The sequence below is a fragment of the Albidovulum sp. genome, from assembly GCF_049646345.1.
GTDB lineage: Bacteria > Pseudomonadota > Alphaproteobacteria > Rhodobacterales > Rhodobacteraceae > Albidovulum.
In genome coordinates, this window is the sequence record NZ_JBARVQ010000284.1 from 1 (window position 1) to 22,720 (window position 22,720).

The 22,720-nt window shown below is 61.5% G+C and carries 20 protein-coding genes; 7 read left to right on the top strand and 13 right to left on the bottom strand.

Annotation, left to right across the window (positions count from 1 at the left end; all coding sequences use genetic code 11):
* Positions 1 to 342 precede the first annotated feature (342 nt).
* A complete protein-coding gene (locus WBB85_RS06785) occupies positions 343 to 852 on the top strand; it encodes a CAP domain-containing protein (RefSeq protein WP_432637863.1) in 510 nt (169 codons plus the stop codon).
* 45 nt (positions 853 to 897) lie between these two features.
* On the opposite strand, the gene WBB85_RS06790 is transcribed toward WBB85_RS06785, so the two are convergent.
* From WBB85_RS06790 to WBB85_RS06825, 8 genes are all read right to left on the bottom strand, one after another.
* Entirely contained in the window at positions 898 to 1,419 is a 522-nt protein-coding gene (locus tag WBB85_RS06790; RefSeq protein WP_432637864.1) for a L,D-transpeptidase family protein, read from the bottom strand.
* Positions 1,420 to 1,490: 71 nt separating this feature from the next.
* Positions 1,491 to 2,702, bottom strand: coding sequence for a class I SAM-dependent RNA methyltransferase (locus WBB85_RS06795; RefSeq protein WP_432637865.1), 1,212 nt, complete (start codon positions 2,700 to 2,702; stop codon positions 1,491 to 1,493).
* Positions 2,699 to 4,531, bottom strand: a complete 1,833-nt coding sequence (locus WBB85_RS06800) for an ABC transporter ATP-binding protein (RefSeq protein ID WP_432637866.1) — start codon at positions 4,529 to 4,531, stop codon at positions 2,699 to 2,701. Before WBB85_RS06800 ends, WBB85_RS06795 begins: the two co-directional genes overlap by 4 nt.
* Positions 4,528 to 6,381 carry an ABC transporter ATP-binding protein gene (locus tag WBB85_RS06805; RefSeq protein ID WP_432637867.1) on the bottom strand — a complete coding sequence of 618 codons (1,854 nt, stop codon included), beginning with the start codon at positions 6,379 to 6,381 and terminating at the stop codon, positions 4,528 to 4,530. The genes WBB85_RS06800 and WBB85_RS06805 overlap by 4 nt, the downstream gene beginning before the upstream one ends.
* A gap of 209 nt (positions 6,382 to 6,590) precedes the next feature.
* Positions 6,591 to 7,187 (bottom strand): LysE family translocator, encoded by a 597-nt coding sequence (locus tag WBB85_RS06810; RefSeq protein WP_432637868.1) that lies wholly within the window; start codon positions 7,185 to 7,187, stop codon positions 6,591 to 6,593.
* A gap of 54 nt (positions 7,188 to 7,241) precedes the next feature.
* A complete protein-coding gene (locus WBB85_RS06815) occupies positions 7,242 to 8,384 on the bottom strand; it encodes a CCA tRNA nucleotidyltransferase (protein WP_432637869.1) in 1,143 nt (380 codons plus the stop codon).
* Positions 8,381 to 8,983, bottom strand: a complete 603-nt coding sequence (locus WBB85_RS06820) for a CoA pyrophosphatase (RefSeq protein WP_432637870.1) — start codon at positions 8,981 to 8,983, stop codon at positions 8,381 to 8,383. The genes WBB85_RS06815 and WBB85_RS06820 overlap by 4 nt, the downstream gene beginning before the upstream one ends.
* Complete coding sequence (locus WBB85_RS06825; RefSeq protein ID WP_432637871.1) at positions 8,970 to 9,971, bottom strand: Hsp33 family molecular chaperone HslO; 1,002 nt, start codon at positions 9,969 to 9,971, stop codon at positions 8,970 to 8,972. The genes WBB85_RS06820 and WBB85_RS06825 overlap by 14 nt, the downstream gene beginning before the upstream one ends.
* A gap of 78 nt (positions 9,972 to 10,049) precedes the next feature.
* Here WBB85_RS06825 and WBB85_RS06830 point away from each other — a divergent pair, with 78 nt between their 5' ends.
* The gene (locus tag WBB85_RS06830) at positions 10,050 to 10,493 is read left to right on the top strand and encodes an NUDIX hydrolase (RefSeq protein WP_432637872.1); all 444 of its coding nucleotides are present in this window, start codon (positions 10,050 to 10,052) and stop codon (positions 10,491 to 10,493) included.
* Here WBB85_RS06830 and WBB85_RS06835 read toward each other — a convergent pair.
* Complete coding sequence (locus WBB85_RS06835) at positions 10,490 to 11,716, bottom strand: PP2C family protein-serine/threonine phosphatase (protein WP_432637932.1); 1,227 nt, start codon at positions 11,714 to 11,716, stop codon at positions 10,490 to 10,492. The genes WBB85_RS06830 and WBB85_RS06835 overlap by 4 nt on opposite strands.
* A 220-nt stretch (positions 11,717 to 11,936) precedes the next feature.
* On the opposite strand from WBB85_RS06835, the gene WBB85_RS06840 reads away from it, so the two are divergent.
* Positions 11,937 to 12,275: an Hpt domain-containing protein gene (locus WBB85_RS06840; RefSeq protein ID WP_432637873.1), complete on the top strand. Its 339-nt coding sequence runs from the start codon at positions 11,937 to 11,939 to the stop codon at positions 12,273 to 12,275.
* 6 nt (positions 12,276 to 12,281) lie between these two features.
* Here the strand turns inward: WBB85_RS06840 and ilvA are convergent, their stop codons facing one another.
* Together ilvA and WBB85_RS06850 are read right to left on the bottom strand one after the other, a co-directional pair.
* A complete protein-coding gene (gene ilvA, locus WBB85_RS06845) occupies positions 12,282 to 13,529 on the bottom strand; it encodes a threonine ammonia-lyase IlvA (RefSeq protein ID WP_432637874.1) in 1,248 nt (415 codons plus the stop codon).
* A 21-nt stretch (positions 13,530 to 13,550) separates the two neighbouring features.
* Entirely contained in the window at positions 13,551 to 14,297 is a 747-nt protein-coding gene (locus WBB85_RS06850; RefSeq protein ID WP_432637875.1) for a hypothetical protein, read from the bottom strand.
* Between the two features lie 136 nt (positions 14,298 to 14,433).
* Here WBB85_RS06850 and WBB85_RS06855 point away from each other — a divergent pair, with 136 nt between their 5' ends.
* Positions 14,434 to 15,657, top strand: coding sequence for an argininosuccinate synthase (locus WBB85_RS06855; RefSeq protein ID WP_432637876.1), 1,224 nt, complete (start codon positions 14,434 to 14,436; stop codon positions 15,655 to 15,657).
* A 21-nt stretch (positions 15,658 to 15,678) separates the two neighbouring features.
* On the opposite strand, the gene WBB85_RS06860 is transcribed toward WBB85_RS06855, so the two are convergent.
* Positions 15,679 to 16,344 carry an ATP-dependent Clp protease proteolytic subunit gene (locus WBB85_RS06860; RefSeq protein ID WP_432637877.1) on the bottom strand — a complete coding sequence of 222 codons (666 nt, stop codon included), beginning with the start codon at positions 16,342 to 16,344 and terminating at the stop codon, positions 15,679 to 15,681.
* A gap of 279 nt (positions 16,345 to 16,623) precedes the next feature.
* Between WBB85_RS06860 and WBB85_RS06865 the strand changes: the two genes are divergently transcribed.
* Positions 16,624 to 16,908, top strand: a complete 285-nt coding sequence (locus tag WBB85_RS06865; RefSeq protein WP_432637878.1) for an SCP2 sterol-binding domain-containing protein — start codon at positions 16,624 to 16,626, stop codon at positions 16,906 to 16,908.
* Between the two features lie 86 nt (positions 16,909 to 16,994).
* Positions 16,995 to 17,618 (top strand): peptide-methionine (S)-S-oxide reductase MsrA, encoded by a 624-nt coding sequence (gene msrA, locus WBB85_RS06870; RefSeq protein WP_432637879.1) that lies wholly within the window; start codon positions 16,995 to 16,997, stop codon positions 17,616 to 17,618.
* Between the two features lie 40 nt (positions 17,619 to 17,658).
* On the opposite strand, the gene WBB85_RS06875 is transcribed toward msrA, so the two are convergent.
* Positions 17,659 to 19,920, bottom strand: coding sequence for an NADP-dependent malic enzyme (locus WBB85_RS06875; RefSeq protein WP_432637933.1), 2,262 nt, complete (start codon positions 19,918 to 19,920; stop codon positions 17,659 to 17,661).
* Positions 19,921 to 20,078: 158 nt separating this feature from the next.
* Between WBB85_RS06875 and mutS the strand changes: the two genes are divergently transcribed.
* Complete coding sequence (gene mutS / locus WBB85_RS06880; protein WP_432637934.1) at positions 20,079 to 22,694, top strand: DNA mismatch repair protein MutS; 2,616 nt, start codon at positions 20,079 to 20,081, stop codon at positions 22,692 to 22,694.
* Positions 22,695 to 22,720: the final 26 nt, after the last annotated feature.

The following is a 22,720-nucleotide window of genomic DNA, read 5'->3' on the forward strand; positions in this document are numbered from 1 at the left end:
TCGGCTTCGACTTCCGTCGTATTGGTCTCTGACTGGGCAAAGGCCGGCAGCGCCATGGACGTGCCGAAAGCCGCGGCGGTTCCAAGCACCGCGCGGCGGGTCATCTTACTGGTCGGATCGAAGCTCATCCTCATTTACCTTCGTATTGGCGCAAGCGCGCGCGAACCGGAATCGTCCCGACAATAAGCCGCTTCTTTGGCATTCTCAATTCACGCTCGTGTCACGAGGTGGTCCATGCGTTGCGTCGGCGTAACAGCGCCGGAAGCTGACAAGTTGGCGTTTGAACAGCGACGCCAGAGCCTGTAAAGGACGGCACTGCACCATTCTTGGGGTATGCCAGTCATGATACGTCTTTCCGGGTTCCTGTTCGCCGCCGCACTGACCCTTGCGGGTTGTGTTTCCCAATCGCCTCAGCTCGGGCCCGACGGGCGTCCGCTGCCGAAGGCTTACAAGATCAGTGCGTCGGATGAGGGTCGCGTCACCTATGCCATGGTCGATGGCATCAACGCCCTGCGCGCAGCCAAAGGCGTTCCGCCAATGACGCTCAACGCGCAACTGACCGCCGCCGCCGCAACGCATTCGCGTGACATGGCCGTTCAGAACCGGCCCTGGCATTTCGGCTCGGACGGGTCCTCGCCGATCCTGCGCGCACAGCGCACAGGCTATGCCGGCCGGATGCTGGGCGAAAACATCTCGGAGACCTATGAGACCGAGGTTGAAACCCTTTCGGCCTGGATGGAACTGCCCGATACGCGGGCCGTCATTCTTGATCCCACCGCGCGGGATGCCGGATTTTCCTGGTATCAGGAACCCAATGGCAAGATCTGGTGGACGCTGGTCACCGGCGGCTAACCTACTGATCTGAATAGAATTCAGGCGGCCATTGGCCGCCCTTTTTCATGGGTAGATGTAGATCGGCGTGCCGACCCGGACCATCGAATAGATCTCTTCCATTTCGCGGTCCTTCACGGCGATGCAGCCCGCCGTCCAGTCCTTACCGCGCCCCTTGTTCTTCTTCGCCCGCCCGTGGATGAAGATATCGCCGCCGGGCCGTTTGCCCTGCTCTTCGGCAAAGGCGACGTCGCGCCGATTGGGATAGGAAATCCCGATCGACAGATGATAGGCGCTTTTGGGGTTCTGCCGGTCGATCAGGTAGGCCCCTTCGGGCGTCTTCTGATCGCCCTCGAACTGCTTCGGCCCGACGGGATTGCCGCCAAGGCCGATCTTGTAGGTTTTGAGCGCCTTGGTGCCGTTCACCAGATGCATCTTGCGCTCACCCTTGAAGATGACGATGCGGGTGACTTCCGGCCCCCGATAGGTCCTGAATTTTGACCCGCCACAGCCAGCAAGCCCTGCAAGGGCGGCCAATGCCACGAAAGTTCTGCGGTTGAACATGCCTGCCGTCCCTGCCCGTTTCATCGGTTTTCCCCCTTCTACACCGAAGGCGGACGCACCGGAAGTAGGCAGATTTCCGCTCACATGAAGGTGAGTCAGCGGCTGAAGCGGGCCACCAGCTCCACATGCGGCGACCAGCGGAACTGGTCGACGACCTGCACCCAATCGATGCGATACCCGGAAGCGGTCAGAATGCGGGCGTCGCGGGCAAAGGTGACCGGATTGCAGGACACGGCGGCAATTACCGGAACCTGCCCCTCCGCCAGTTCCTGCGCCTGCGCCTCGGCCCCGGCGCGCGGCGGGTCAATGACGACGGCGTCAAACTTCTTCAGCTCATCCGGCATAAACGGGCGGCGGAAGAGGTCGCGCGCCTCGGTGGTCACCTTGTGCAGGCCCTGGCTCTGCCGCCACCCGGCATCAAGCGCGGCAAGCATTGCCGCCTCTCCCTCAACCGCCAGAACCTCGGCCCGTTCCGCCAATGGCAGCGTGAAGGTACCAGAACCCGCGAACAGATCGGCGATCCGGCGGGCATCACCAACCACCTCTCGGACGGCGGCGACAAGGGCCGCCTCGCCCTCTGCAGTTGCCTGAAGAAACGCCCCGGCGGGTGGAACGACAACGGCATGTCCGAACCTTTGCGCCGCCGGATTGCGGTTCGCGACCGGTTCGCCATCCCAGGTCAGGCGGGCGAGGTTCATGAGGTCCGCCAATTGCGCGAGATCAGAAAACAGGCTCTGCTCCAGCGGTTTTCCACCCGAAACGGCCAGATCTATGCCGCCCTCGGTCCGCGTCGCCGCCAATGCCAGCTCTCCCTTGCGAGATGATCCGATCATCGTGACCTCGGCCAAAGACGGCAGGACCGCCATCAAATCGGGATGCAGAAGCTGGCAGCCCGCCACTTCGACAATCGTGCCCGAGGCACGGCCGTGAAAGCCCACCAATGCGCCCTTCTTCGTCCGCCGACTGGCGAGCGTGGCGCGGCGGCGCGACTGCGGGCCAGAGGTGATCACCGGGCGGAACGAAGCCTCCAGCCCTTGCGCGGCAAGCGCGGTGCGTACCACATCGGCCTTCCATTCCGCAACGAACCCGTCCGAGGCATGCATCAGAGCGCAACCACCACAGGCCCGGTAATGCGGACAGGCGGGCTTAACCCGGTCGGGTGAGGGTTCGGCAATCTTCGGGCTGGCCATGCGGCCCTCGGCAACCTCGCCTTCCACCACCTCACCCGGCAGCGCCATCGGTACGAAGACCGGTCCGGGCGCGATGCCGTCGCCAAGATGGCCAAGTCGTTCGATGGTCAGTTTCACTCGGCCGCCTCATCCACGCAGATGAAACCACCCGATTGCCGGTCCCAGTAGCGCGCGTAAAGCCCGCCTTTGGACAGCAGTTCGGCATGGCTGCCTTCCTCGACGATCCGACCCTGATCGAGGACGATGATCCGGTCCATCTCGGCAATCGTCGACAATCGGTGGGCGATGGCCAGCACAGTCTTGCCCTCCATCACCCGATGTAACGCCGCCTGCACCTGGGCCTCAACCTCGCTATCCAATGCCGAAGTCGCCTCATCCAGCACCAGAATCGGCGCGTCTTTCAGGAAGGCGCGGGCCAGCGCGATCCGCTGACGCTGACCTCCCGAGAGTTTCACCCCGCGTTCGCCCAGATAAGCGTCGTAACCCTTGCGTTGCTTGTGATCCTGAAGTCCGTGAATGAATTCATCCGCCTCGGCGGCCTTGGCCGCCGCAACCATCTCATCCTCACTGGCATCGGGACGACCATAAAGGATGTTGTCGCGCGCGGTTCGGTTGAACATGGCGGTTTCCTGCGTGACCATGGCGACCTGACGGCGCAGGGATTCCTGCGTCACCGCGCGAACGTCGTGACCATCGACAAGAATGCGCCCCTCTTCGGCGTCGTAAAGCCTGAGAAGCAGCGCCACGAGTGTCGACTTGCCCGCACCCGAGGCCCCGACAATGCCGATCTTTTCGCCGGCACGAATGGTCAGGTCGACACCATCCAGCCCGCCCTTCTTGCGGCCATAGGCAAAGCTGACTTTGTCGAACCGCACCTCGCCCGCGATCCGCGTCAGACTGCCCGCATCCGGGGCGTCAGACAGCGTATGCGGCGGAGTCAGGGTGCGGATGCCGTCCTCCACCTCGCCGATCGAGGCATAGATCGACATGAGGGTAAAGCTGACCCAGCCGGTCATCTGCGCGATACGGATCGAGACGGACCCGGCGGCAGCAATATCGCCCGCCGAAGCCACGCCCAGCGACCAGAGCCAAAGCGTGCCGCCGATCAGCACCACCGGCAGAAGCCCGGCGATGGTCATGAGTGCTAACCGGAACCAGGCCGAAAGAATGCCGAAGTCCAAAGCGGTGTCGCGAAAACCCGACATGGCGCGGAGCGCCGCCTTATCCTCATGATCGGCATGGGCGAAAAGCTTGACCGTCTTGATATTGGTGATCGTGTCGACGACCTGCCCCGTCACCATCGCCCGCGCTCCGGCGCGCGCGGCGGATTTGCCGCGAACACGGGGCAAAAAAGCGCGGATCAGGGCAAGATAGACTATGATCCAGACGCCCAGCGCGCCTGCGATGCGGACATCTATGGTCAGAAGGAACAACACAGATCCGACCATTGATGCCAGCGCGAAACAAAGCGTGTTGATCGTCTCGCTGGCCACATCAGTGACCGCGCGGGCCGCCTGCATCTGCTTTTGCGCGATCCGCCCGGCAAAGTCGTTGTCAAAGAAGGTGACCGCCTGACCCAGCGTCCAGCGATGCAGCCGCGACAGCACTAAGGGCAGTACGTTCGGCTGCACAACGACCGAGTTCGACGCCGCCGTGAGCCCAAAGGCAATTGGCCGCGCGACGATGAGGAAAAGGACAAACCCCAGAAGCATCGGCCAGTGGTCAGCAAAGACCGTCGCGGGCGCGGCAGAGGTCGCCAGATCGACGACCGCCCCCAGATACCAGGCCGTCACCACCTCCATTGTTCCGGCCACGGCCGAGATGATCGCGGCGATGACCAGCGGTCCCCAGGCACCCGACAGGCACCACAAAAGAAACCGCCCGAGTGTCCTTGGCGGCGGGCCTTCGGCGGGGCGGAAGGCGTCGATCATGTCGCCCAGCTTCATTCCGCCGCCTCCTGCTCTTCTTCAGTCCCGATGAAGCCGCCAGATTGCCTGTCCCAGAAGCGGGCGTAAAGGCCACCTTTTTCCAGAAGTTCACTGTGGCTGCCCTCTTCGGCGATCTTGCCGTCATCCAGCACCACGATCCGGTCCATCCGGGCAATGGTCGACAGGCGGTGGGCGATGGCAATCACCGTCTTGCCCTCCATCACGCCGTAAAGCGTTTCCTGAATCGCCGCCTCAACCTCACTGTCGAGGGCCGATGTCGCCTCATCCAGCACCAGCACTGGCGCGTTCTTCAGGATCACCCGGGCAAGGGCCACCCGTTGCCGCTGTCCGCCCGAGAGCTTCACCCCGCGTTCGCCGACCTGCGCGTCATATCCCTTGCGACCCTCGGGGTCTGTCAGGTCCATGATAAAATCATGCGCCTCGGCCCGCTGCGCGGCCTCGATCATCTCGGCCTCGCTCGCATCAGGACGGCCATAAAGGATGTTGTCGCGCACCGATCTGTGCAGCAGCGACGTGTCCTGCTGCACCATGCCGATCTGCCGCCGAAGGCTGTCCTGCATGACGCGGGCGATGTCCTGACCGTCGATCAGGATGCGCCCGCCTTCGGCATCGTAAAAGCGCAGCATCAGCTTGACGAGCGTCGTCTTGCCCGAACCGGAGCGGCCCACGAGCCCGATCTTTTCGCCGGGGCGAACGGTCAGATCAACATGAGCCAGACCACCCGACCCACGTCCATAATGGTGGGACAGAGACTGAATTTCGATCTTGCCCGCATGGAACGCCAGCGGCTTCGCACCGCTGCTGTCCACCAGCGCAATCGGCTGGGCGATGGTTTCCATCCCCTCGCGCACAACCCCCAAAGCCTGCACCAGATTGGACGTCGCCCACATCACCCAATAGGTCATGTTGTTCAGCCGAAGCACCAAGGCCGTCGTCGCCGCAACCAGTCCGACCGTCGCCTGCCCATTGGACCAGAGCCAAAGCGCGATCCCGGTGACCGAGACGATCAGAAAGCCGTTCAGAACGGTCAGCGCGAAGTCCATCTTGGTGATGAGCCGCATCTCATGCTGAAACGTCTTTCGCGCCGTTTCGATCGCCTCGCCGGCATAGGACAGTTCCTGATCGTGATGGGCGAACATCTTGACCGAATGGATATTGGTATAGCTGTCCACGACCCGGCCCGTGACAGCCGACCGCGCATCAGATGCAGCCGTGGAAGCGGGACCAACCCGCCTGATCGTCCAGCGCAACAGACCGGCATAAAGCACGATCCAGATCACGAGCGGCAACGTCAGCCTCGGGTCGGCATTGGTCAGCAATGCGACCGAACCGATCAGGGTGGTGATCGCGAACGCAATCGCATCAAAGGTCTGAAAGACCGCATCGCCCGCAGCCGGTGGGGTCTGCATGATACGGTTGGCAATACGGCCGGCAAAGTCGTTTTCAAACCACCCCACAGGCTGGCGCAGAACATGCCGGTGCGACCGCCAGCGGATCAGCGTGCCAAAGTTCGGCAGGATGGTATTGTGCAATAGCGCGACGTCGATACCGGCAACGACGGGGCGTATCACCACCACGAACACTGCGGCGAGCAACAGCTCAAGACCGTATGACCGGATCACCTCGGCCGGGGCGCCCTCTGCCAGCAGATCGACAAGCCGTCCGACATACCAGATCAGGCCGATCTCGAACATCGCCACGATGGTGGTGAGCACGGCCGTGACTGCGAAAACCGTATGGAACGGCTTTGCGTATTCCATCAGGAAGGGCAACAACCGCTGCGGCGGCGTGTCCTTTTCTTCATAGGTCACATAGGGGTCGACGAGGTTTTCGAAGAAACGAAACATGGGAGGGTGTCCATCAGATGGCAATATGGGAAAGGGCGGTGCGTCGCGGGACCGCCACTACGGGGTTCGGTCCGGCTCAGCCGAGCTGTACGAAAATCCCGTATCTCATAGTGCACCCTCCATCTGGAACATCCCGGAAATAGCGCAAACGGCGCTGCTTGTCATCCCCGGGATTGTACCGGTCGCGACGTACCGCTGATCCATACAATTCAGTGGCGCAGGATTTCCACGATCGACAGCACGATCAGCCCGGCCATGATCAGGTTGAAAATCCTAAGCCGTTTCGCCGAGGTCAACCAGCGGGCGATGGCCTGCCCGGCATATGTCCAGGTCGCGGCCGAGCCAAGACCGAGCGTCAGGAACGTCGCCGTAACGACGATGGCAGTGGTGAAGGGGGCTGAGGGCAGAATGAACTGCGAGGTCGCCGCGACCGCCATCGACCAGGCCTTGGGATTGATCCACTGAAAGCCAACCGCCTCGACGAAGTGCATCGGCCTTGCATCGGCAGATTTCGACCCTATTCCGCCTGAATTTGCGATTTTCCAGGCGATCCACAACAACAGCAGCGCGCCACCCCAGCGCAGGGTTTCGCGCAGGATCGCGCTGGTCTGAAAAAGGCCGCCCAGCACCAATCCGACGATCAGCAACATCAGCGGAAATCCCGCCGCCACACCCAGAAGATGTGGGATGGTGCGGCGAAAACCGAAATTCGCGCCGGATGCGGCCAGCATGGCGTTGTTGGGGCCGGGCGTGAACAAAGTCGCGATGGCAAGTGCGGTGAGTGCCGGAAGGGTTTCCAGAGGCATTTTTCAGGTCCTGTGCGGATGACGGCCCATCCTGCCTTGCCGATGGGCCGGACTTCAAGCCAGCAATTGTTCCCGGGACAATTTGAACCCTGAGGCGATCCAGCGTGCCTCCAATTCTTTCATCCGCGTGCCCAAGGCCGGGCCGGAAAGATCCGGCATCAGGTCGGCTGCACGCAAAGGGAACGTAGCCCCGGCGCCCAGCGCAATCGCATCTTCCCATCCGGGCACCAGCGGCGTCTCAAAGATCGCGCCCCGCAGAAAGGTGATGTCACGGGCAAGGTCGGCCCCATGACGGTAGGCCAGTTCTGCCGCCCCGGCCGCATTGCCGATCCCGTCGCGCAGGATATCGAACCGCCGCGCCTCATCCCGCGACAGCCTCAGCGCTTCGGCGTAATCCTGTCCGCCGAGTGCCGCAAGGCGGCGCAGCCAGTCCGGCGCGTAGGGCGCCTCCAGATGCACAAGCGGCGCCAAAGGTTTGGCGTCGGCCCCGGGCAGGATGCGCGCAAGAACCCCGGTTGCCTGCATCGCAGCGACGGCGGGGGCCGGGTCGGGCGCGGCGAGAAGGCGGCGCATCTCATGGCCGATCCGTTCACGGGAAAGCGTCTCTATTCCAGAGGAATTCGTGGCTGATGCGGCCAATGCATCTGCGTCCATCCCCTCTGCCGCATTGCCGTACCAGGCGTGAAACCGGAAGAACCGCAGGATGCGCAGGTAATCCTCGCGGATACGGGCATCGGCATCGCCGACAAACCGCACGCGGCGGGCCTGAAGATCGGGCAGGCCGTTCAGCGGGTCAACGATCCGACCATCCGCATCGGCGTAAAGCGCGTTCATGGTGAAGTCGCGGCGGCCTGCATCCTCCTCGATCCCGTTGGCAAAGGCCACGGTCGCCCAGCGTCCGTCGGTCGAGACGTCGCGGCGAAAGGTCGTGACCTCATGCGGTTCACCATTCATGACAATGGTGACGGTGCCGTGGTCTATGCCCGTGGGCACCACCTTCAGGCCTACGGCTTTCGCCAGCCCCATCACCTGTTCCGGTCGCGCATCGGTGGCGATGTCGATATCGGCGACGGGCGCGCCGATCAGCGCGTTGCGGACGCAGCCCCCGACCAGCAGCCCCTGATGCCCGGCATCGGTCAGAAGGTGCAGGACGGTCTGCACCCCTTCTTCCCTGATCCAGTCATCGGTGATCTTCATTCCGCCATCCGGTTTGCCAATGCCCGCAGGATACGCGCGGTTGCGCCCCAGATGTAATAGGGTCCGTAGGGCACGACGTAGTAGCGCCGCCGCACCCCGCGCCACATCCGCCCCTCGACGCTGAATCGGGCGGGATCGGTGACGTGTGACAGGGGAACGGAAAAGACCTCATCCACCTCACCCGCTTCGGGGATTGGGATAAAATCGTCTCTGACTATGCCAAAAACTGGTGTAACCATAAAACCGGTCACGGTTTCATGCGCCGACCATGTGCCGAGGATATCGACGCTTTGGCGCGGCAATCCGATCTCTTCCTCGGCCTCACGCAGGGCTGCGTCCACTGGGCCGGCATCGGTGTCGTCGATCTTGCCGCCGGCAAAAGCGATCTGGCCCGGATGGTGCTTCAGGCGCGACGACCGTTTGGTGAGAATCACGGCGGGGCCGTCAGCCGTTTCGGTCAGCGCCACCAGAACCGCCGCCGGTTTCAGGATGCGGCCCTCGGTCAGGACGGTGCCGGGATTCAGGTCATAATCCGAGGTCTCGACCCCCGGTCGGGTCAGGGCGCGCCGGATCAAGTCGAAAGCATCAGCCTTCATCATCCGGCGCTTTCGTTGCCTCAAATCCCAAAGTCGCGGGATCGAATTCGTAATGCGCGCCGCAGAACTGGCAGTCGGCGGTGACGATACCCTCATCGGTCGTCATATGGCCGATATCCTTGGCCGAGTAGATCGACAGGCTGTCACGCACCTTGTCGGGCGAACAGGAACAGCCGAACTTTACCGCCTGTGCTTCGAAGACTCGTGGGGTTTCCTCATGGAACAGCCGCACCAGCAAATCGGTCGGCGCAACCGAGGGGCCGATCAGTTCCATTTCTTCAACTGTCGACAGAAGATGGTTGGCACGCGACCAATTTTCGCCCTCTTCCCCCTCAAGAATGTCTTCGGCGGCCAGAAGCCCGCCCTCTCCGCTGCCGCCTTCGGAGGTAGTCGGCACCGACGCTTTCGGCATCGCCTGCAGCATGACACCCCCCGCCCGCCAGCGTTCGGAAGTCCCCGGCAGGGTCGAACGGCCAAAGGACAGCGCGAAACTGGTCGGCAATTGTTCGGACTGGGCAAAATACGTCTCTGCACAGGCCGAAAGTGCGCCACCCGATAGGGGTGTGATGCCCTGATAGGGGACGTTTCCGGCCCCCTGATCCAGCAGGATCGCGAAGTAGCCCTGACCGATCTGCTCAAACCCTGAGCCATTCTGGTCCAACCGCTCTGCATCGTATGAGGCCCAGGCACGGATCTGCGCGGCGGCCCCTTCTTCAGCCGGGGCGTAATAGTCGGTCGCGATGATCCGCACCGGGCCGTCGCCGCGGATCTGCAACGACAGCTTCCAGCGCAGTTTGATCGTCTGACCGATGAGCGCGGTCAACAGGGCCGCCTCGGCCACCAGTGCCTCAATCACGGCCGGGTAGGTGTGCTGCGTCAGAATGCGGTCAAGCACCCCATCCAACCGCGCCACCCGGCCACGGATATCGGAACGGTCAAGCTGGAACGGCAGAACCGTATCGTCCCAGGCAATCTGCGAAAGGCTGGTCATTCATCATTCCTTCAAGGCTTGCGTCCTGCCATACCGCCTGAATATGGGGACGACAACCACATGGCAAAGGGGGCAGGCATGATCCGGCGATTCGGCGAGGCACCAATACGCGGCCAGCGATACGGCATCCGGCATGGAGTCTATGCGGTGCTGTTACGTGGGGCCGACGTTCTGGTCACCCATCAGGCAGAGCCTGAGCCAGAGTTTCAGCTGCCCGGCGGCGGAATCGATCCGGGCGAATCACCTTTGCACGCGCTTTACCGTGAGGTGCGCGAAGAAACCGGCTGGTCCATCGCCGCGCCCCGGCGTCTGGGTGCGTTCCGGCGGTTCGTCTACATGCCGGAATATGACAAATGGGCCGAAAAGCTTTGTGCTATCTACCTTGCTTTGCCGGTCCGTCGATTGGACGAACCAAGCGAACCGGGACATGAGGCTGTCTGGATGCCCGCAGGGGATGCGGTTCCGCTTCTAGGTAATGACGGCGACCGGCATTTTCTGGAACAGGTGCTGCTGCGCTTTTAGCCGTTGTTTTCCTTCGATCCGTGGAATTCGAAAAACACACCCGAAACATCGTCACCGAATTCCGCCCCGGCATAGTCACTGAGATGCCAGACGAGGGATTCGAGAAAGGCCGCGCCGGAAAGATCGCGGCATGTGGTCATCAATCGCGTCAGCCCCTCTTCGCCAAGCTGGGCACCATCGGCATCCTCCGCCTCGGTTATTCCGTCGGACATCAGAAACAGCCGGTCGCCGGGCTCCAACTGTGCCTCGAACGATTCCCATGAGGCGGGCTCAACCAGACCGATCGGCAGGCCACCGCAACCGAGATATTCCACCCTTCCGTCGGCGCGCTGAATGGCCGGATGCGGGTGGCCCGCCTGCACCATCACCACCCGGCCCGAGATCAGATCGACATCGGCATAGGCCATGGTGAAATAGCTTTCCGTCTGCATTTCCTGCACGACGACACGGTTGAATTGTTCGGCCAGTTCTTCGGGCGGGCGGGCGTCATAGATGCCGAATTCCGTCAGCTCCAGCGCGATGTTCTGTTCCGGCGAGTTGCCCGACAGATACCCGGCAAGGCGGGCAGTCATCAGCGCCGATGTGATGCCGTGGCCCGACACATCGATGGAAAAGAACCCAACCCGCCTGGCATTGATCGGGAAAAACCCGACCAGATCGCCGCCGACATGGCCCGAGGGACGCAGCAGAAGGCTGACCTCGGCCTTGCCGAAGTCGCGGTGGCGTTCGCGCACAAGGCTTTGCTGAAGCTTCTTGGCCTCCATCAGATCACGGTCGACCGAATCGTAAAGCGTCTGCAATTCTCCCAGAGTGGAAGACAGCAGACGGTTCTTGTCGGTCAGTTCCCGCTCCATCCCCAGAATGCGTTCTCCGGCGGCGATCCGAGCGCGCAATTCATCGCCGCTGACCGGCTTGGTCAGAAAGTCGTCAGCGCCGCCATCGAGACCCCGCGCGATTTCGGCGGATTCGGTCTTTGAGGTCAGCAGGATGAAATAGACATAGTTTTCCTTCACCAGCGCGCGCAGGGCCTGACAGAACTCAATCCCGGACATGCCGGGCATCATCCAGTCCGAGATGACCAGATCGGGCGGATCGGCTTCTGCAAGCACAAGCGCCTCTTCCGCGCTGCCGGCCTCGGTCACAGAATATCCCGCACGGGCAAGCTGGGAGCTGAGGATCTTGCGCTGCATGCGGCTGTCATCGACCACCATGACACGCTGCATCACCGCAGTGGTTTCCCCCAAAGCGGCGCCATCCTGAACTATGGAAGTGGCAACTTGCACAACGATACCCTCGCCCGGTCCGATCCGGGTTCGCGCTACAGCTAACGGGTGGCCGGTTAAGATGCGCTGAAGAGCGATGCAAAGGCCGGGCGCGTTTAACCGTGCGGAAATGATTCAGGACTAGGGTTCATTTGAAGGCAAGCAAGGGGCCGCTACTGAGATGATCGACTGGGGGCGCATCGACGAATTGCAACAGGAAATCGGCTTGGATGGATTTGCTGAGGTTGTGGAGCTGTTTCTGGACGAAGTTGAAAGCGTCGTGATGCGCCTCAAGACCGCCCCGGACCCCGCAACCTATGAATCCGACCTGCATTTTCTGAAAGGTGGTGCCTGGAACCTCGGGTTCAAGGAGTTTGGTGGGCTGTGCCAGGATGGTGAGCGACGGGCAGCGACGGGCAAGACGGCAGAAATCGATATTGGCCGTGTCATTGACAGCTACTTTGCCTCAAAGGATGTGTTTCTGGACGGTCTTGCCGAAAGGGCCGAATCCGCCGCCTGATACCACTCAGATCAGAAACTCGGCCAAAGCCTCGTCTTCGGTGATGTCACGAAAGGCGAAGGCCGCGTCATCAAGTTTCCGCGTCAGGACCGCGAAATTCTCTGCATCTTTCGTTTCGATCCCGATCAGGACCGACCCGAAATTGCGGGCGGATTTTTTGAGGTATTCGAACCGCGCGATGTCGTCATCAGGGCCAAGCATCGACAGGAATTCGCGCAGGGCACCCGGCCGCTGCGGCATCCGCAGGATGAAATACTTCTTCAGACCGGCAAAGCGCTGTGCGCGTTCCTTGACCTCGGGCAGGCGTTCGAAATCGAAATTGCCGCCAGAGGTAACACAGACCACGGTTTTTCCGCGAATCTCATCAACAAGGCCCGGCAGTGCGTCGACCGAGAGGGCACCTGCGGGTTCCAGAACGATGCCTTCGACATTCAGCATCTCAAGCATGGTGATACAGATGCGGTCCTCAGGCGCCGCCAGTACGTGATCGGCGACGACGCCTTTCAACCGCGCGAATGGCTCCGCCCCGATCCGTGCGACGGCCGCGCCATCAACAAAGCTGTTCAGTTTTTTCAGGGTCACCGGTTCTCCGGCCGCGATCGCCGCAGTGAGGCTGGTGCCACCGGCCGGTTCGACATAGCGGAACCGGGTTTCGGGTGCGGCCTCGGCGAGGTAGGTCGTCACGCCCGAAGCAAGACCCCCGCCACCGACCGGCAATACGACCAGATCGGGCGCGCATTCAAGCTGTTCGAGGATCTCGACACCAACACTCGCCTGACCCTCGATCACATCGGGATCGTCGAAAGGCGATAGAAAATGCGCGCCCGCCTCGGCACAGAAACCTTGTGCTGCGGCCAGAGTCTGATCGAAGTAGTCCCCGGTCAGGCGGATTTCGATCGTGTCACCGCCAAAGATGCGCGTTTTGTCGATCTTCTGCTGAGGCGTCGTCACCGGCATGAAGACCGTGCCCCGCACCCCGAAATGCCGGCAGGCATAGGCCACGCCTTGCGCGTGATTGCCAGCACTGGCGCAAACGAATTGGCTCTGCTCCGGGTCGGCGGCCAGAACCTTGCGCATCGCGGTGAAGGCACCGCGCAGCTTGTAGCTGCGCACCGGCGTCAGATCCTCACGCTTCAGCCAGATATCAGCGCCATAACGTGCCGAAAGATGGTCATTGCGCTGCAAAGGCGTCGGCGGAAAAAGATCCCGCAGGGCCTGCGTGGTCTCAAGGACCTGTCTGGAAAACCTGCTCATATCCGGTTCCTTGCGCGGGATCTATTCGATTGTTCGGCCTTCGATGCAAATACCGTAGATCGTGGTCAATATGGACAGGCCCAGCATTGTGCTGATCCACTGGGCAATCCCGTTGATCACGCCGCCAAGCACCAATGAGACCCCGAAAAGCGGTAGTGCCGCCTGTCCGACAAGGGCGCTGAACAGTGCGAACATGAGCGCGACGGCCAGAATCGTCCCCGAAATGGGACGCGTGGCCTCCCAAGATTGCCGCAAGGACTTGCCTTCGTTTATCGCACTTGCAGGTAGCACCAGCGATAGACGCTGTATGAACCACAAAAGCACCCCGAACCACCCAAACCAGAGAAGCCCGGCAAGTGCCGCAGACTGGGTGATTGCGGCAAGCCCGCCGATGATCGTGCCAGCCACGAGAGAGACAAGGATGGCGACAAGCATGATCAGGATCGACCAGCCGAAATAGCCGAGAATGCGATCAAGGTGAAATGCCGGAACTATGGCGCCGGGATATTCCTCGCGCAGACAATAGCGGTGCCAGGCGACCGCAACCCAGAGCGTTGCCACCAGATAGGCCAGCAACCACATCAGAAGCGGTCCGGTAAAGAAATTCGAAAACTGTTCAGCCGGCGTTCCCGTACTGGACGTCTCATCAGGCATCAGGATGAAAGCGCCGAGAAGACTCATGACAATCATCGGTGTGCTGATCCTGAGAGCCGCGCCGAAGTTTCCGAACACCATCCGGAACGCATGAATGAAGATACGGAATGCCATGTTGTCCTCTGCCCGTCTTGGTTGTCCCGTCGTTATCCCAACCAGGGGGGGTGGTCAAAGGGGATCGCCCGTCGCCTTGCCCTACGCCCGAAAACCCGCTATCGCGCGCGGGCTTGCCTCTCGTGAAGGAATGCCCATGTCCGCGCCCAAGAAAGTCGTCCTCGCCTATTCCGGCGGTCTCGATACCTCGATCATCCTGAAATGGCTGCAAACCGAATATGGCTGTGAGGTTGTGACCTTCACCGCCGATCTCGGTCAGGGCGAGGAACTGGACCCGGCGCGCAAGAAGGCTGAACTTCTCGGGATCAAACCCGAGAACATCTATATTGAGGATTTGCGCGAGGAATTCGTGCGCGACTTCGTCTTCCCGATGTTCCGGGCAAATGCGCTCTACGAAGGGCTCTACCTTCTTGGCACCTCCATCGCCCGGCCACTGATTTCCAAGCGTCTGGTCGAAATCGCGGCAGAGACCGGGGCCGATGCCGTTGCCCATGGCGCGACCGGCAAGGGCAACGATCAGGTGCGGTTCGAACTTTCCGCCTATGCGCTCAACCCCCATATCAAGGTGATCGCGCCCTGGCGGGAATGGGACCTGTCCAGCCGCACCCGCCTGCTGGAATTCGCCGAACAGAACCAGATCCCGATCGCCAAGGACAAACGCGGCGAGGCACCGTTCTCGGTCGATGCGAACCTTCTGCACACCTCGTCCGAGGGCAAGGTGCTGGAAAACCCCGGCGATGAGGCGCCCGACTATGTCTATCAGCGCACCGTCAACCCCGAGGATGCGCCCGATACGCCGGAGATGGTCGAGATCACATTTGAAAAGGGTGACGCCGTCGCGATCAATGGCGAGGCGATGAGCCCGGCAACGATCCTGACCAAGCTGAACGAACTGGGCGGCAAGCATGGCGTGGGCCGCCTCGACCTGGTCGAAAACCGCTTCGTCGGGATGAAATCCCGCGGCGTCTATGAAACGCCGGGCGGCACGGTCCTTCTGGAGGCGCATCGGGGGATCGAACAGATCACACTCGACAGCGGCGCGGGGCATCTGAAGGATTCGATCATGCCGCGTTACGCGGAACTGATCTATAACGGCTTCTGGTTCAGCCCCGAACGCGAGATGTTGCAGGCGCTGATCGACAAGTCACAGGACCATGTCTCGGGCACCGTTCGGCTGAAGCTCTACAAGGGTTCGGTCCGCACCGTCGCCCGCTGGTCGGATCATTCGCTTTATTCAGAAAAGCACGTCACCTTTGAAGAAGACGCCGGCGCCTACGATCAGAAGGATGCCGAAGGCTTCATCCGCCTGAACGCCCTGCGCCTGAAGCTAATCGCCACGCGGAACGCGCGGGTAAAGTAGGCTCCACGCATTAACTGGCCGTCAAACGCAGCCGATCACATCGGTCGCAATGCCGTGCGATACAGCTTCGTTGGCTGACAGCAGACGGTGCCCGAGCTTCATTTGACGGACCTCGTCCTTGGTCAGCTTGGTGCGGCTGGAAAGAATGCTGACCGAACGTTCTTCGGTCTTTTCCCAACGTTGGGGGAAGCTGTCGAGTTCAGTGCGATCATTCGAACTGGCCACCACCCGAAGCGTCACCGGATGGATCAGCACCGTACTGCTGCAACTGATCTTGCGCGTCGCACCTGCAAGGAACACGTAAACAGCCGCTGAATGGCTGTTGCCAAAGACCGTCGTGGTCAACCGGTTGCCGGTATCGGCAAGACGAAGCGCCTCATAGATGCCATGGGCCGTTGTCGGGCTGCCGCCGGGCGAATTGATGATGATTTCCTGCGGATACCCGGCCTCCAGACAGGGAATGACCGTGTCGAAGATATCGCCGGTAAGTCCCCAGTCGATCTTGTTATCAAGAATGAAACGTCGGTTCTTCCCGGTGCATTTGAGCTTTTCGCCATCCTCTTCAGGGATCGCTTCCACGGCCACCGCGGCCATGGCCACTTTCCCCTCGGTCGAGTTTCCGAAAAGCCAGGTTGTGGCAAACAGTGCAGCAAGCACCAATGCAGGCGCAATGACAAAAGTTTTCATCTCTTTCCCCTCGGATCCGGACAGATGCTTACAAACTGCAGTCAGAGGGCGCGGTCGAGGTAAGTCTTCCGGCTCAGCTAATTTTTTACGGTGATTCCAGAATACCAAAGAAAGCTAACAAAATATGGCTGAGAATGCGGCCATATTGCGGTTCGGGCGATTGTGACGGGCGGGATCATGGTTTTGCCGTGAGGTCACATGGGCGAACAGTCCGGATTTGCTTGCAGCCAGCAATGACCCCCGGCTATGGCGAAATCTCCATATGCGACAGGAGGGACCATGCCGCTTGACACCATCGCTGCCGATATCAGCAAGACGCTTGAGACAAAAAGCTTCACCGGCTCGCTCAAGTTCGATTGCGGTGAGGCGGGGGTGATCGTGTTGGCGGATGGTACCGTTTCGACCGCTGATCGCGATACGGACTGCACGCTGAAGATCAGCGAAGAGAACCTCGTGAAGCTTCTGACCGGCAAGCTCAATCCGATGACCGGCGTGATGATGGGCAAGCTCAAGGTCTCGGGCGATCTGACCGTCGCGATGGGGCTTGCGAAGCTGCTCGGCTGACATATTGCCCACGATCGCGTGACCTCACGGGAAGATGAGTTGCCCTGTAGGGCGCATCACCGTTTGCTCCGTCAAAACGGAGTGAAATGATGTTGCGATTGATCCTTGCCTTCTTCCTGCTGACCGGCCCCGCACTGGCCGCGACCGAAACCGCCATCGTGGCGGGCGGGTGCTTCTGGTGCGTCGAGAGCGATTTCGAAAGTGTACCGGGAGTGAAATCCGTGGTGTCGGGCTATACCGGCGGCACGACAAAGAACCCGACCTATAAACAGGTGACAAAGGGCGGCACCGGCCATTACGAGGCGGTGGAGATCAAATTCGATCCCGCGAAGATCAGCTATTCGAAAATCATCGACCTCTTCTTCCGCTCGGTCGACCCGACCGATGCGGGCGGTCAGTTCTGTGACCGGGGCGACAGCTACCGCACCGCGATCTTCGCGAAAGACGCTGCCCAGCGCGCGGCGGCGGAAGAGGCAAAGGCAGCAGCAGGGGCAGCGCTTGGCAAGAAAATCGCGACGCCCGTCGTCGATGCCGGGCCGTTTTACAAGGCCGAGGATTATCATCAGGACTATTACAAGGGTACGGACCTTGTCCTGACCCGACGTGGTCCGAAGAAGCAGTCAGAGGCCTACAAATTCTACCGCAATGCCTGTGGCCGCGACAAACGGGTCAAGCAGCTTTGGGGCAATGCTGCGGCCTTCACGCATTGACGACGTGACCCTGTCCCGGGCCTGACCCGGGACCTCTGCCTCACTGCCCCAGCCTACAGGCGGCAATCACCGCCATGTTGAGGATGTCGTTCACGGTCGAGCCCATCGAACAGATCTGAATCGGCTTGTCGACGCCGGTCAGGATCGGGCCGATCACGGTAGCACCCGCCATTTCCTGCAAGAGTTTCACCGAGATCGAGGCCGAATGCCGGGCGGGCACCACGAGCACGTTGGCCGGACCCGTCAGGCGGCAGAACGGATAATGCGCCATCTGCTCCATATTCAGCGCCACATCGACCGTCATTTCGCCTTCGTATTCGAAATCGACCCGCCGCGCGTCCAGCACTTTCGGCGCCTGATGCATCTTGGTCGCGCGTTCACTGACCGGGTAGCCGAAGGTCGAGAAGGACAGAAACGCCACGCGCGGTTCGATCCCCAGACCGCGGGCCACCGCCGCGCCACGTTCGGCGATATCGGCCAGATCGTTCTCATCGGGCCATTCATGCACCAGCGTATCGCCGATAAAGATGATCCGGCCACGATGCAGAACAGCGGTGATGCCGACCGCCCCATCCTCGGCCCGCACATCGAAGGCGTGGTTGATAAGGCCCAGAACATGCGCCGATTTCCGTGTCGCCCCCGTCACCAGACCGTCACCATGGCCGTGGGCCAGCATCAGCGCCGAAAACACATGCCGATCCCGTGCAGCAAGCCGGTGCACATCATGCCGGTCAAAGCCTTTCCGTTGCAGCCGGTCGTAAAGGAAATCCCGGTAGGTATTGAGGTGTTCGGTATTCGCCGCATTCACCACTTCCAGCTCCGACACCGCATCGGCCAGACCCTCTGCCGTCAGCTTTTCCTTCACATCGGCCTCGCGCCCGACGACCAGCGCCTTGCCAAGCCCGGCGCGCTGATATGAGACGGCGGCATGCAGAACCCGCGGATCGTCGCCTTCGGCAAAGATCATCCGCGCCTGCGCCTGACGCGCGCGGGCATGGATGCCTTGCAGGATCGACGCGGTGGGGTCCATCCGCGTCTTGAGGTTCAGCTCATAGGCCTCCATGTCGATGATCGGGCGGCGGGCCACGCCGGTATCCATCCCGGCCTTGGCCACGGCGGGCGGGATGACATGGATCAGGCGCGGGTCAAAGGGCGTCGGGATGATGTAGTCGCGCCCGAAGGTCAGCTTGCGGCCATAGGCCATCGCCACCTCTTCCGGGACCGGTTGACGGGCGAGGCTCGCCAGGGCCTCGGCGCAGGCGATCTTCATTTCGTCATTGATCGCGCGGGCGTGGATGTCCAGGGCGCCGCGGAAGAGGTAGGGAAAGCCGAGGACGTTGTTTACCTGATTGGGATAATCCGAGCGACCGGTGGCGACGATGGCGTCCTCGCGCACCGCATGCGCCTCTTCCGGCGTGATCTCCGGGTCCGGATTGGCCATGGCGAAGATGACCGGGTTCGGCGCCATGCTTTCGACCATCTCGGGCGTCACCGCCCCTTTGGCCGAAACGCCCAGGAACACGTCCGCCCCCTTCATCGCGTCATCCAGCGTTCGCGCTTCGGTTTTCACCGCATGCGCCGATTTCCACTGGTTCATGCCTTCCTGGCGGCCCTGATAAATGACCCCCTTGGTGTCGCACATGATGCAATTGTCATGCTTGGCACCCATCGCCTTGATCAGTTCCAGACAGGCGATGCCCGCCGCCCCGGCCCCGTTCAGCACGATCTTGCAATCGGCAAGGCTCTTGCCCGAAATCTCAAGCGCGTTGATCAGCCCCGCCGCACAGATCACCGCCGTTCCATGCTGGTCATCATGGAAGACCGGGATATCCATGATTTCCTTAAGCCGACTTTCGATGATGAAACATTCCGGTGCCTTGATGTCTTCAAGGTTGATACCGCCAAAGGTCGGGCCCATCAGCTTGACGGCCTGAATGATTTCGTCCGGGTCCTCGGTATCGAGTTCGATATCGATGGCATTCACATCGGCGAAACGCTTGAAGAGAACCGCCTTGCCCTCCATCACCGGCTTGGAGGCCAACGCGCCGAGATTGCCAAGGCCGAGGATTGCCGTGCCGTTTGACACAACGGCAACCATGTTGCCCTTGACCGTATAGTCATAGGCCGTGCCCGGATCGGCGGCGATGGCCTCCACCGGGACCGCGACGCCCGGCGAATAGGCCAGCGACAGATCACGCTGCGTCGCCATGGGTTTTGACGCATTAATCTCATACTTCCCGGGCGTCGGGTTCAGGTGATAGGCAAGCGCCTCTTCCGGGGTGACGCGGTTCTTCGGGGCCATTTGCGACGGTTCCTTCAGCGTTTCCGCCGTCATAACGTCCCCGCCGCATGGCCACAATGCAAAGGATTTGCCGCTTTTCCCCGGGGGCGCGGTTTTGTAGGGTCGCGCGGAAGTGCGAGGGGGGCAACGTGAACGCTCAGGACGGCAATGTGACGCCGATGATGGCGCAGTATCTGGAGATCAAGGGGCGTTACTCCGACGCGCTCCTGTTCTACCGGATGGGCGACTTTTACGAGATGTTCTTTGAGGATGCCGAAGCGGCAGCTGCGGCCCTGGACATCGCACTGACAAAGCGCGGCCAGCATCTGGGCAAGGACATTCCGATGTGCGGCGTGCCCGTCCATTCCGCCGAGGGTTATCTTCTGGCGCTGATCCGCAAAGGGTTCCGCGTTGCCATTGCCGAACAGATGGAGGACCCAGCCGAGGCGAAAAAGCGTGGGTCGAAGTCTGTCGTGGCGCGGGATGTGGTGCGGCTGGTCACCCCCGGCACTCTGACCGAGGAAAGCCTGCTTGAGGCCCGGCGGCACAACTTCCTTGCCGCCTGGGCTGAGGTCCGGGATGCGGCGGCTTTGGCTTGGGTCGATATCTCTACCGGTGAGTTCCGGGTCATCCCCTGCCCCCTGTCGCGGCTTTCGCCCGAGCTTGCCCGCCTTGCCCCGCGCGAAGTGGTCGTAAGCGAGACTAAAGAGGCAGATCTGGACGGAATAGTCTCTGATTCCGGGGCGGCGATGACGCCCCTGTCGCGCGGGTCTTTCGACAGTACGGGCGCAGAGAAGCGGCTTTGCGACCTTTATGACGTCGCCACTCTGGATGCGTTCGGCAATTTCGACCGGGCCGAAACCTCGGCAATGGGGGCCATCGTCGAATATCTCGACCTGACCCAGCGCGGCAAGCTGCCGCTGTTGCGCCCACCGGTAAAGGAAGCGCCGGGCGGATCGGTACAGATCGACGCGGCGACCCGGCGCAATCTGGAAATCACGCAAGCGCTGTCGGGCGGGCGCGACGGGTCACTGATCGCCGCTATCGACCGGACGGTGACGGCAGGTGGCGCGCGTCTGCTGGAGCGGCGGCTGTCGGCACCGTCACGCGAACTTGGGGAAATTCACACTCGGCTTGAAGCGGTGCGGTGTTTTGTGAGCGAGGCGCGGCTGGCCGAAAGCCTGCGCGCCGATCTGCGCAAGGCACCCGACATGGACCGGGCGCTGTCTCGCCTCGCGCTCGACCGGGGTGGCCCGCGCGATCTGACAGCGATCCGATCGGGGCTGGCCGAAGCCGGGCGGATTGCCGGGCGGTTGACTGGCGATATCCCTGCAAGGCTGACCGATGAAGCAAAAAACCTCGTCGGGTTCGATGACCTCGTTCGCTTTCTCGACTCAGCCCTTGTTGCCGAACCTCCGCTTCTGACCCGTGACGGCGGCTTCATCGCGGCTGGCCACAATGCCGAGCTGGACGAAGCCCGCCAATTGCGCGACGAAGGCCGCGGCGTCATTGCAAAGATGCAAGCGGACTATGCGACGCAGACCGGCATCCAGAGCCTGAAGATCAAACATAACAATGTGCTGGGCTACTTCATCGAGACGACGGCGACCCATGCCGAAAAGATGCTCTCGGCGCCGCTCAATGAAACCTTCATCCACCGCCAGACGACCGCCAATCAGGTCCGCTTCACAACTGTGCCGCTCTCTGAGATGGAGACCAAGATCCTCAATGCCGGAAATTTGGCGCTTGAGATCGAAAAACGGCTCTATGACGGCCTGAAAGCGATGGTTTTGGACGCGTCCGCCCTGATCTCACAGGCCGCGCGGGCACTGGCCGAGATCGACCTGACCGCAGCTTTCGCCGACCTCGCGCGGGGCGAGGATTGGTGCGAACCTCAGATGGACGAGAGCCGGGCCTTTGAAATCGAAGGTGGCCGCCATCCGGTTGTGGAACGCGCCCTGAAACGATCGGGCGAGCCTTTCATCGCCAATGATTGCCTGCTGACCGGCGACAACACCCCGGCAATCTGGCTGTTGACCGGTCCGAACATGGCCGGTAAGTCGACCTTCCTGCGCCAGAACGCCCTGATTGCCCTGCTGGCGCAGGCGGGCAGCTTCGTACCTGCGCGGCGCGCGCATATCGGCCTTGTCAGCCAGTTGTTCAGCCGGGTCGGGGCCGCCGATGATCTGGCGCGTGGCCGATCCACCTTCATGGTCGAAATGGTCGAAACCGCCGCGATCCTCAATCAGGCCGATGACCGGGCGCTGGTGATCCTTGACGAAATCGGACGCGGCACCGCGACCTATGACGGGCTGTCGATCGCCTGGGCGACGCTGGAACATCTGCATGACGCCAACAAAGCCCGCGCGCTTTTCGCGACGCATTATCATGAGATGACGGCCCTTGCCGCGAAACTCGACGGGGTGGAAAACGCCACGGTCGCAGTCAAGGAATGGGAAGGTGAGGTGATCTTCCTGCACGAAGTCCGCAAAGGTGCCGCCGACCGCAGCTATGGCGTTCAGGTCGCGCGCCTCGCTGGGTTGCCGTCGGCGGTGGTTGAACGGGCAAAGGTTGTGCTGGAGGCGCTGGAAAAAGGCGAGCGTGAGGGCGGCACCCGCAAACACACGCTGATCGACGATCTGCCGCTCTTCAGCGCCGCACCCGTCGTGCCACCCCGCCCTGCCAAAGGTCCATCGGAACTGGAGGAACGACTTGCTGCGCTGCATCCTGACGAGATGACGCCGCTGAACGCATTGTCAGCCTTGTACGAATTGAGGGGGTTTTTGGAAAAGTAAGGTGGGTTCAAACCCACCTTAACGGA

What these genes read in the sequence shown, in the direction of transcription:
- WBB85_RS06785 (WP_432637863.1), top strand. Translation starts at nt 343, where the DNA reads ATGATACGTCTTTCCGGGTTCCTGTTCGCCGCCGCACTGACCCTTGCG.
- WBB85_RS06790 (WP_432637864.1), bottom strand. Translation starts at nt 1,419, where the DNA reads ATGAAACGGGCAGGGACGGCAGGCATGTTCAACCGCAGAACTTTCGTG.
- WBB85_RS06800 (WP_432637866.1), bottom strand. Translation starts at nt 4,531, where the DNA reads ATGAAGCTGGGCGACATGATCGACGCCTTCCGCCCCGCCGAAGGCCCG.
- WBB85_RS06805 (WP_432637867.1), bottom strand. Translation starts at nt 6,381, where the DNA reads ATGTTTCGTTTCTTCGAAAACCTCGTCGACCCCTATGTGACCTATGAA.
- WBB85_RS06810 (WP_432637868.1), bottom strand. Translation starts at nt 7,187, where the DNA reads ATGCCTCTGGAAACCCTTCCGGCACTCACCGCACTTGCCATCGCGACT.
- WBB85_RS06815 (WP_432637869.1), bottom strand. Translation starts at nt 8,384, where the DNA reads ATGAAGATCACCGATGACTGGATCAGGGAAGAAGGGGTGCAGACCGTC.
- WBB85_RS06820 (WP_432637870.1), bottom strand. Translation starts at nt 8,983, where the DNA reads ATGATGAAGGCTGATGCTTTCGACTTGATCCGGCGCGCCCTGACCCGA.
- WBB85_RS06825 (WP_432637871.1), bottom strand. Translation starts at nt 9,971, where the DNA reads ATGACCAGCCTTTCGCAGATTGCCTGGGACGATACGGTTCTGCCGTTC.
- WBB85_RS06830 (WP_432637872.1), top strand. Translation starts at nt 10,050, where the DNA reads ATGATCCGGCGATTCGGCGAGGCACCAATACGCGGCCAGCGATACGGC.
- WBB85_RS06835 (WP_432637932.1), bottom strand. Translation starts at nt 11,716, where the DNA reads ATGCAGCGTGTCATGGTGGTCGATGACAGCCGCATGCAGCGCAAGATC.
- WBB85_RS06840 (WP_432637873.1), top strand. Translation starts at nt 11,937, where the DNA reads ATGATCGACTGGGGGCGCATCGACGAATTGCAACAGGAAATCGGCTTG.
- ilvA (WP_432637874.1), bottom strand. Translation starts at nt 13,529, where the DNA reads ATGAGCAGGTTTTCCAGACAGGTCCTTGAGACCACGCAGGCCCTGCGG.
- WBB85_RS06850 (WP_432637875.1), bottom strand. Translation starts at nt 14,297, where the DNA reads ATGGCATTCCGTATCTTCATTCATGCGTTCCGGATGGTGTTCGGAAAC.
- WBB85_RS06855 (WP_432637876.1), top strand. Translation starts at nt 14,434, where the DNA reads ATGTCCGCGCCCAAGAAAGTCGTCCTCGCCTATTCCGGCGGTCTCGAT.
- WBB85_RS06860 (WP_432637877.1), bottom strand. Translation starts at nt 16,344, where the DNA reads ATGAAAACTTTTGTCATTGCGCCTGCATTGGTGCTTGCTGCACTGTTT.
- WBB85_RS06865 (WP_432637878.1), top strand. Translation starts at nt 16,624, where the DNA reads ATGCCGCTTGACACCATCGCTGCCGATATCAGCAAGACGCTTGAGACA.
- msrA (WP_432637879.1), top strand. Translation starts at nt 16,995, where the DNA reads ATGATGTTGCGATTGATCCTTGCCTTCTTCCTGCTGACCGGCCCCGCA.
- WBB85_RS06875 (WP_432637933.1), bottom strand. Translation starts at nt 19,920, where the DNA reads ATGGCCCCGAAGAACCGCGTCACCCCGGAAGAGGCGCTTGCCTATCAC.
- mutS (WP_432637934.1), top strand. Translation starts at nt 20,079, where the DNA reads ATGATGGCGCAGTATCTGGAGATCAAGGGGCGTTACTCCGACGCGCTC.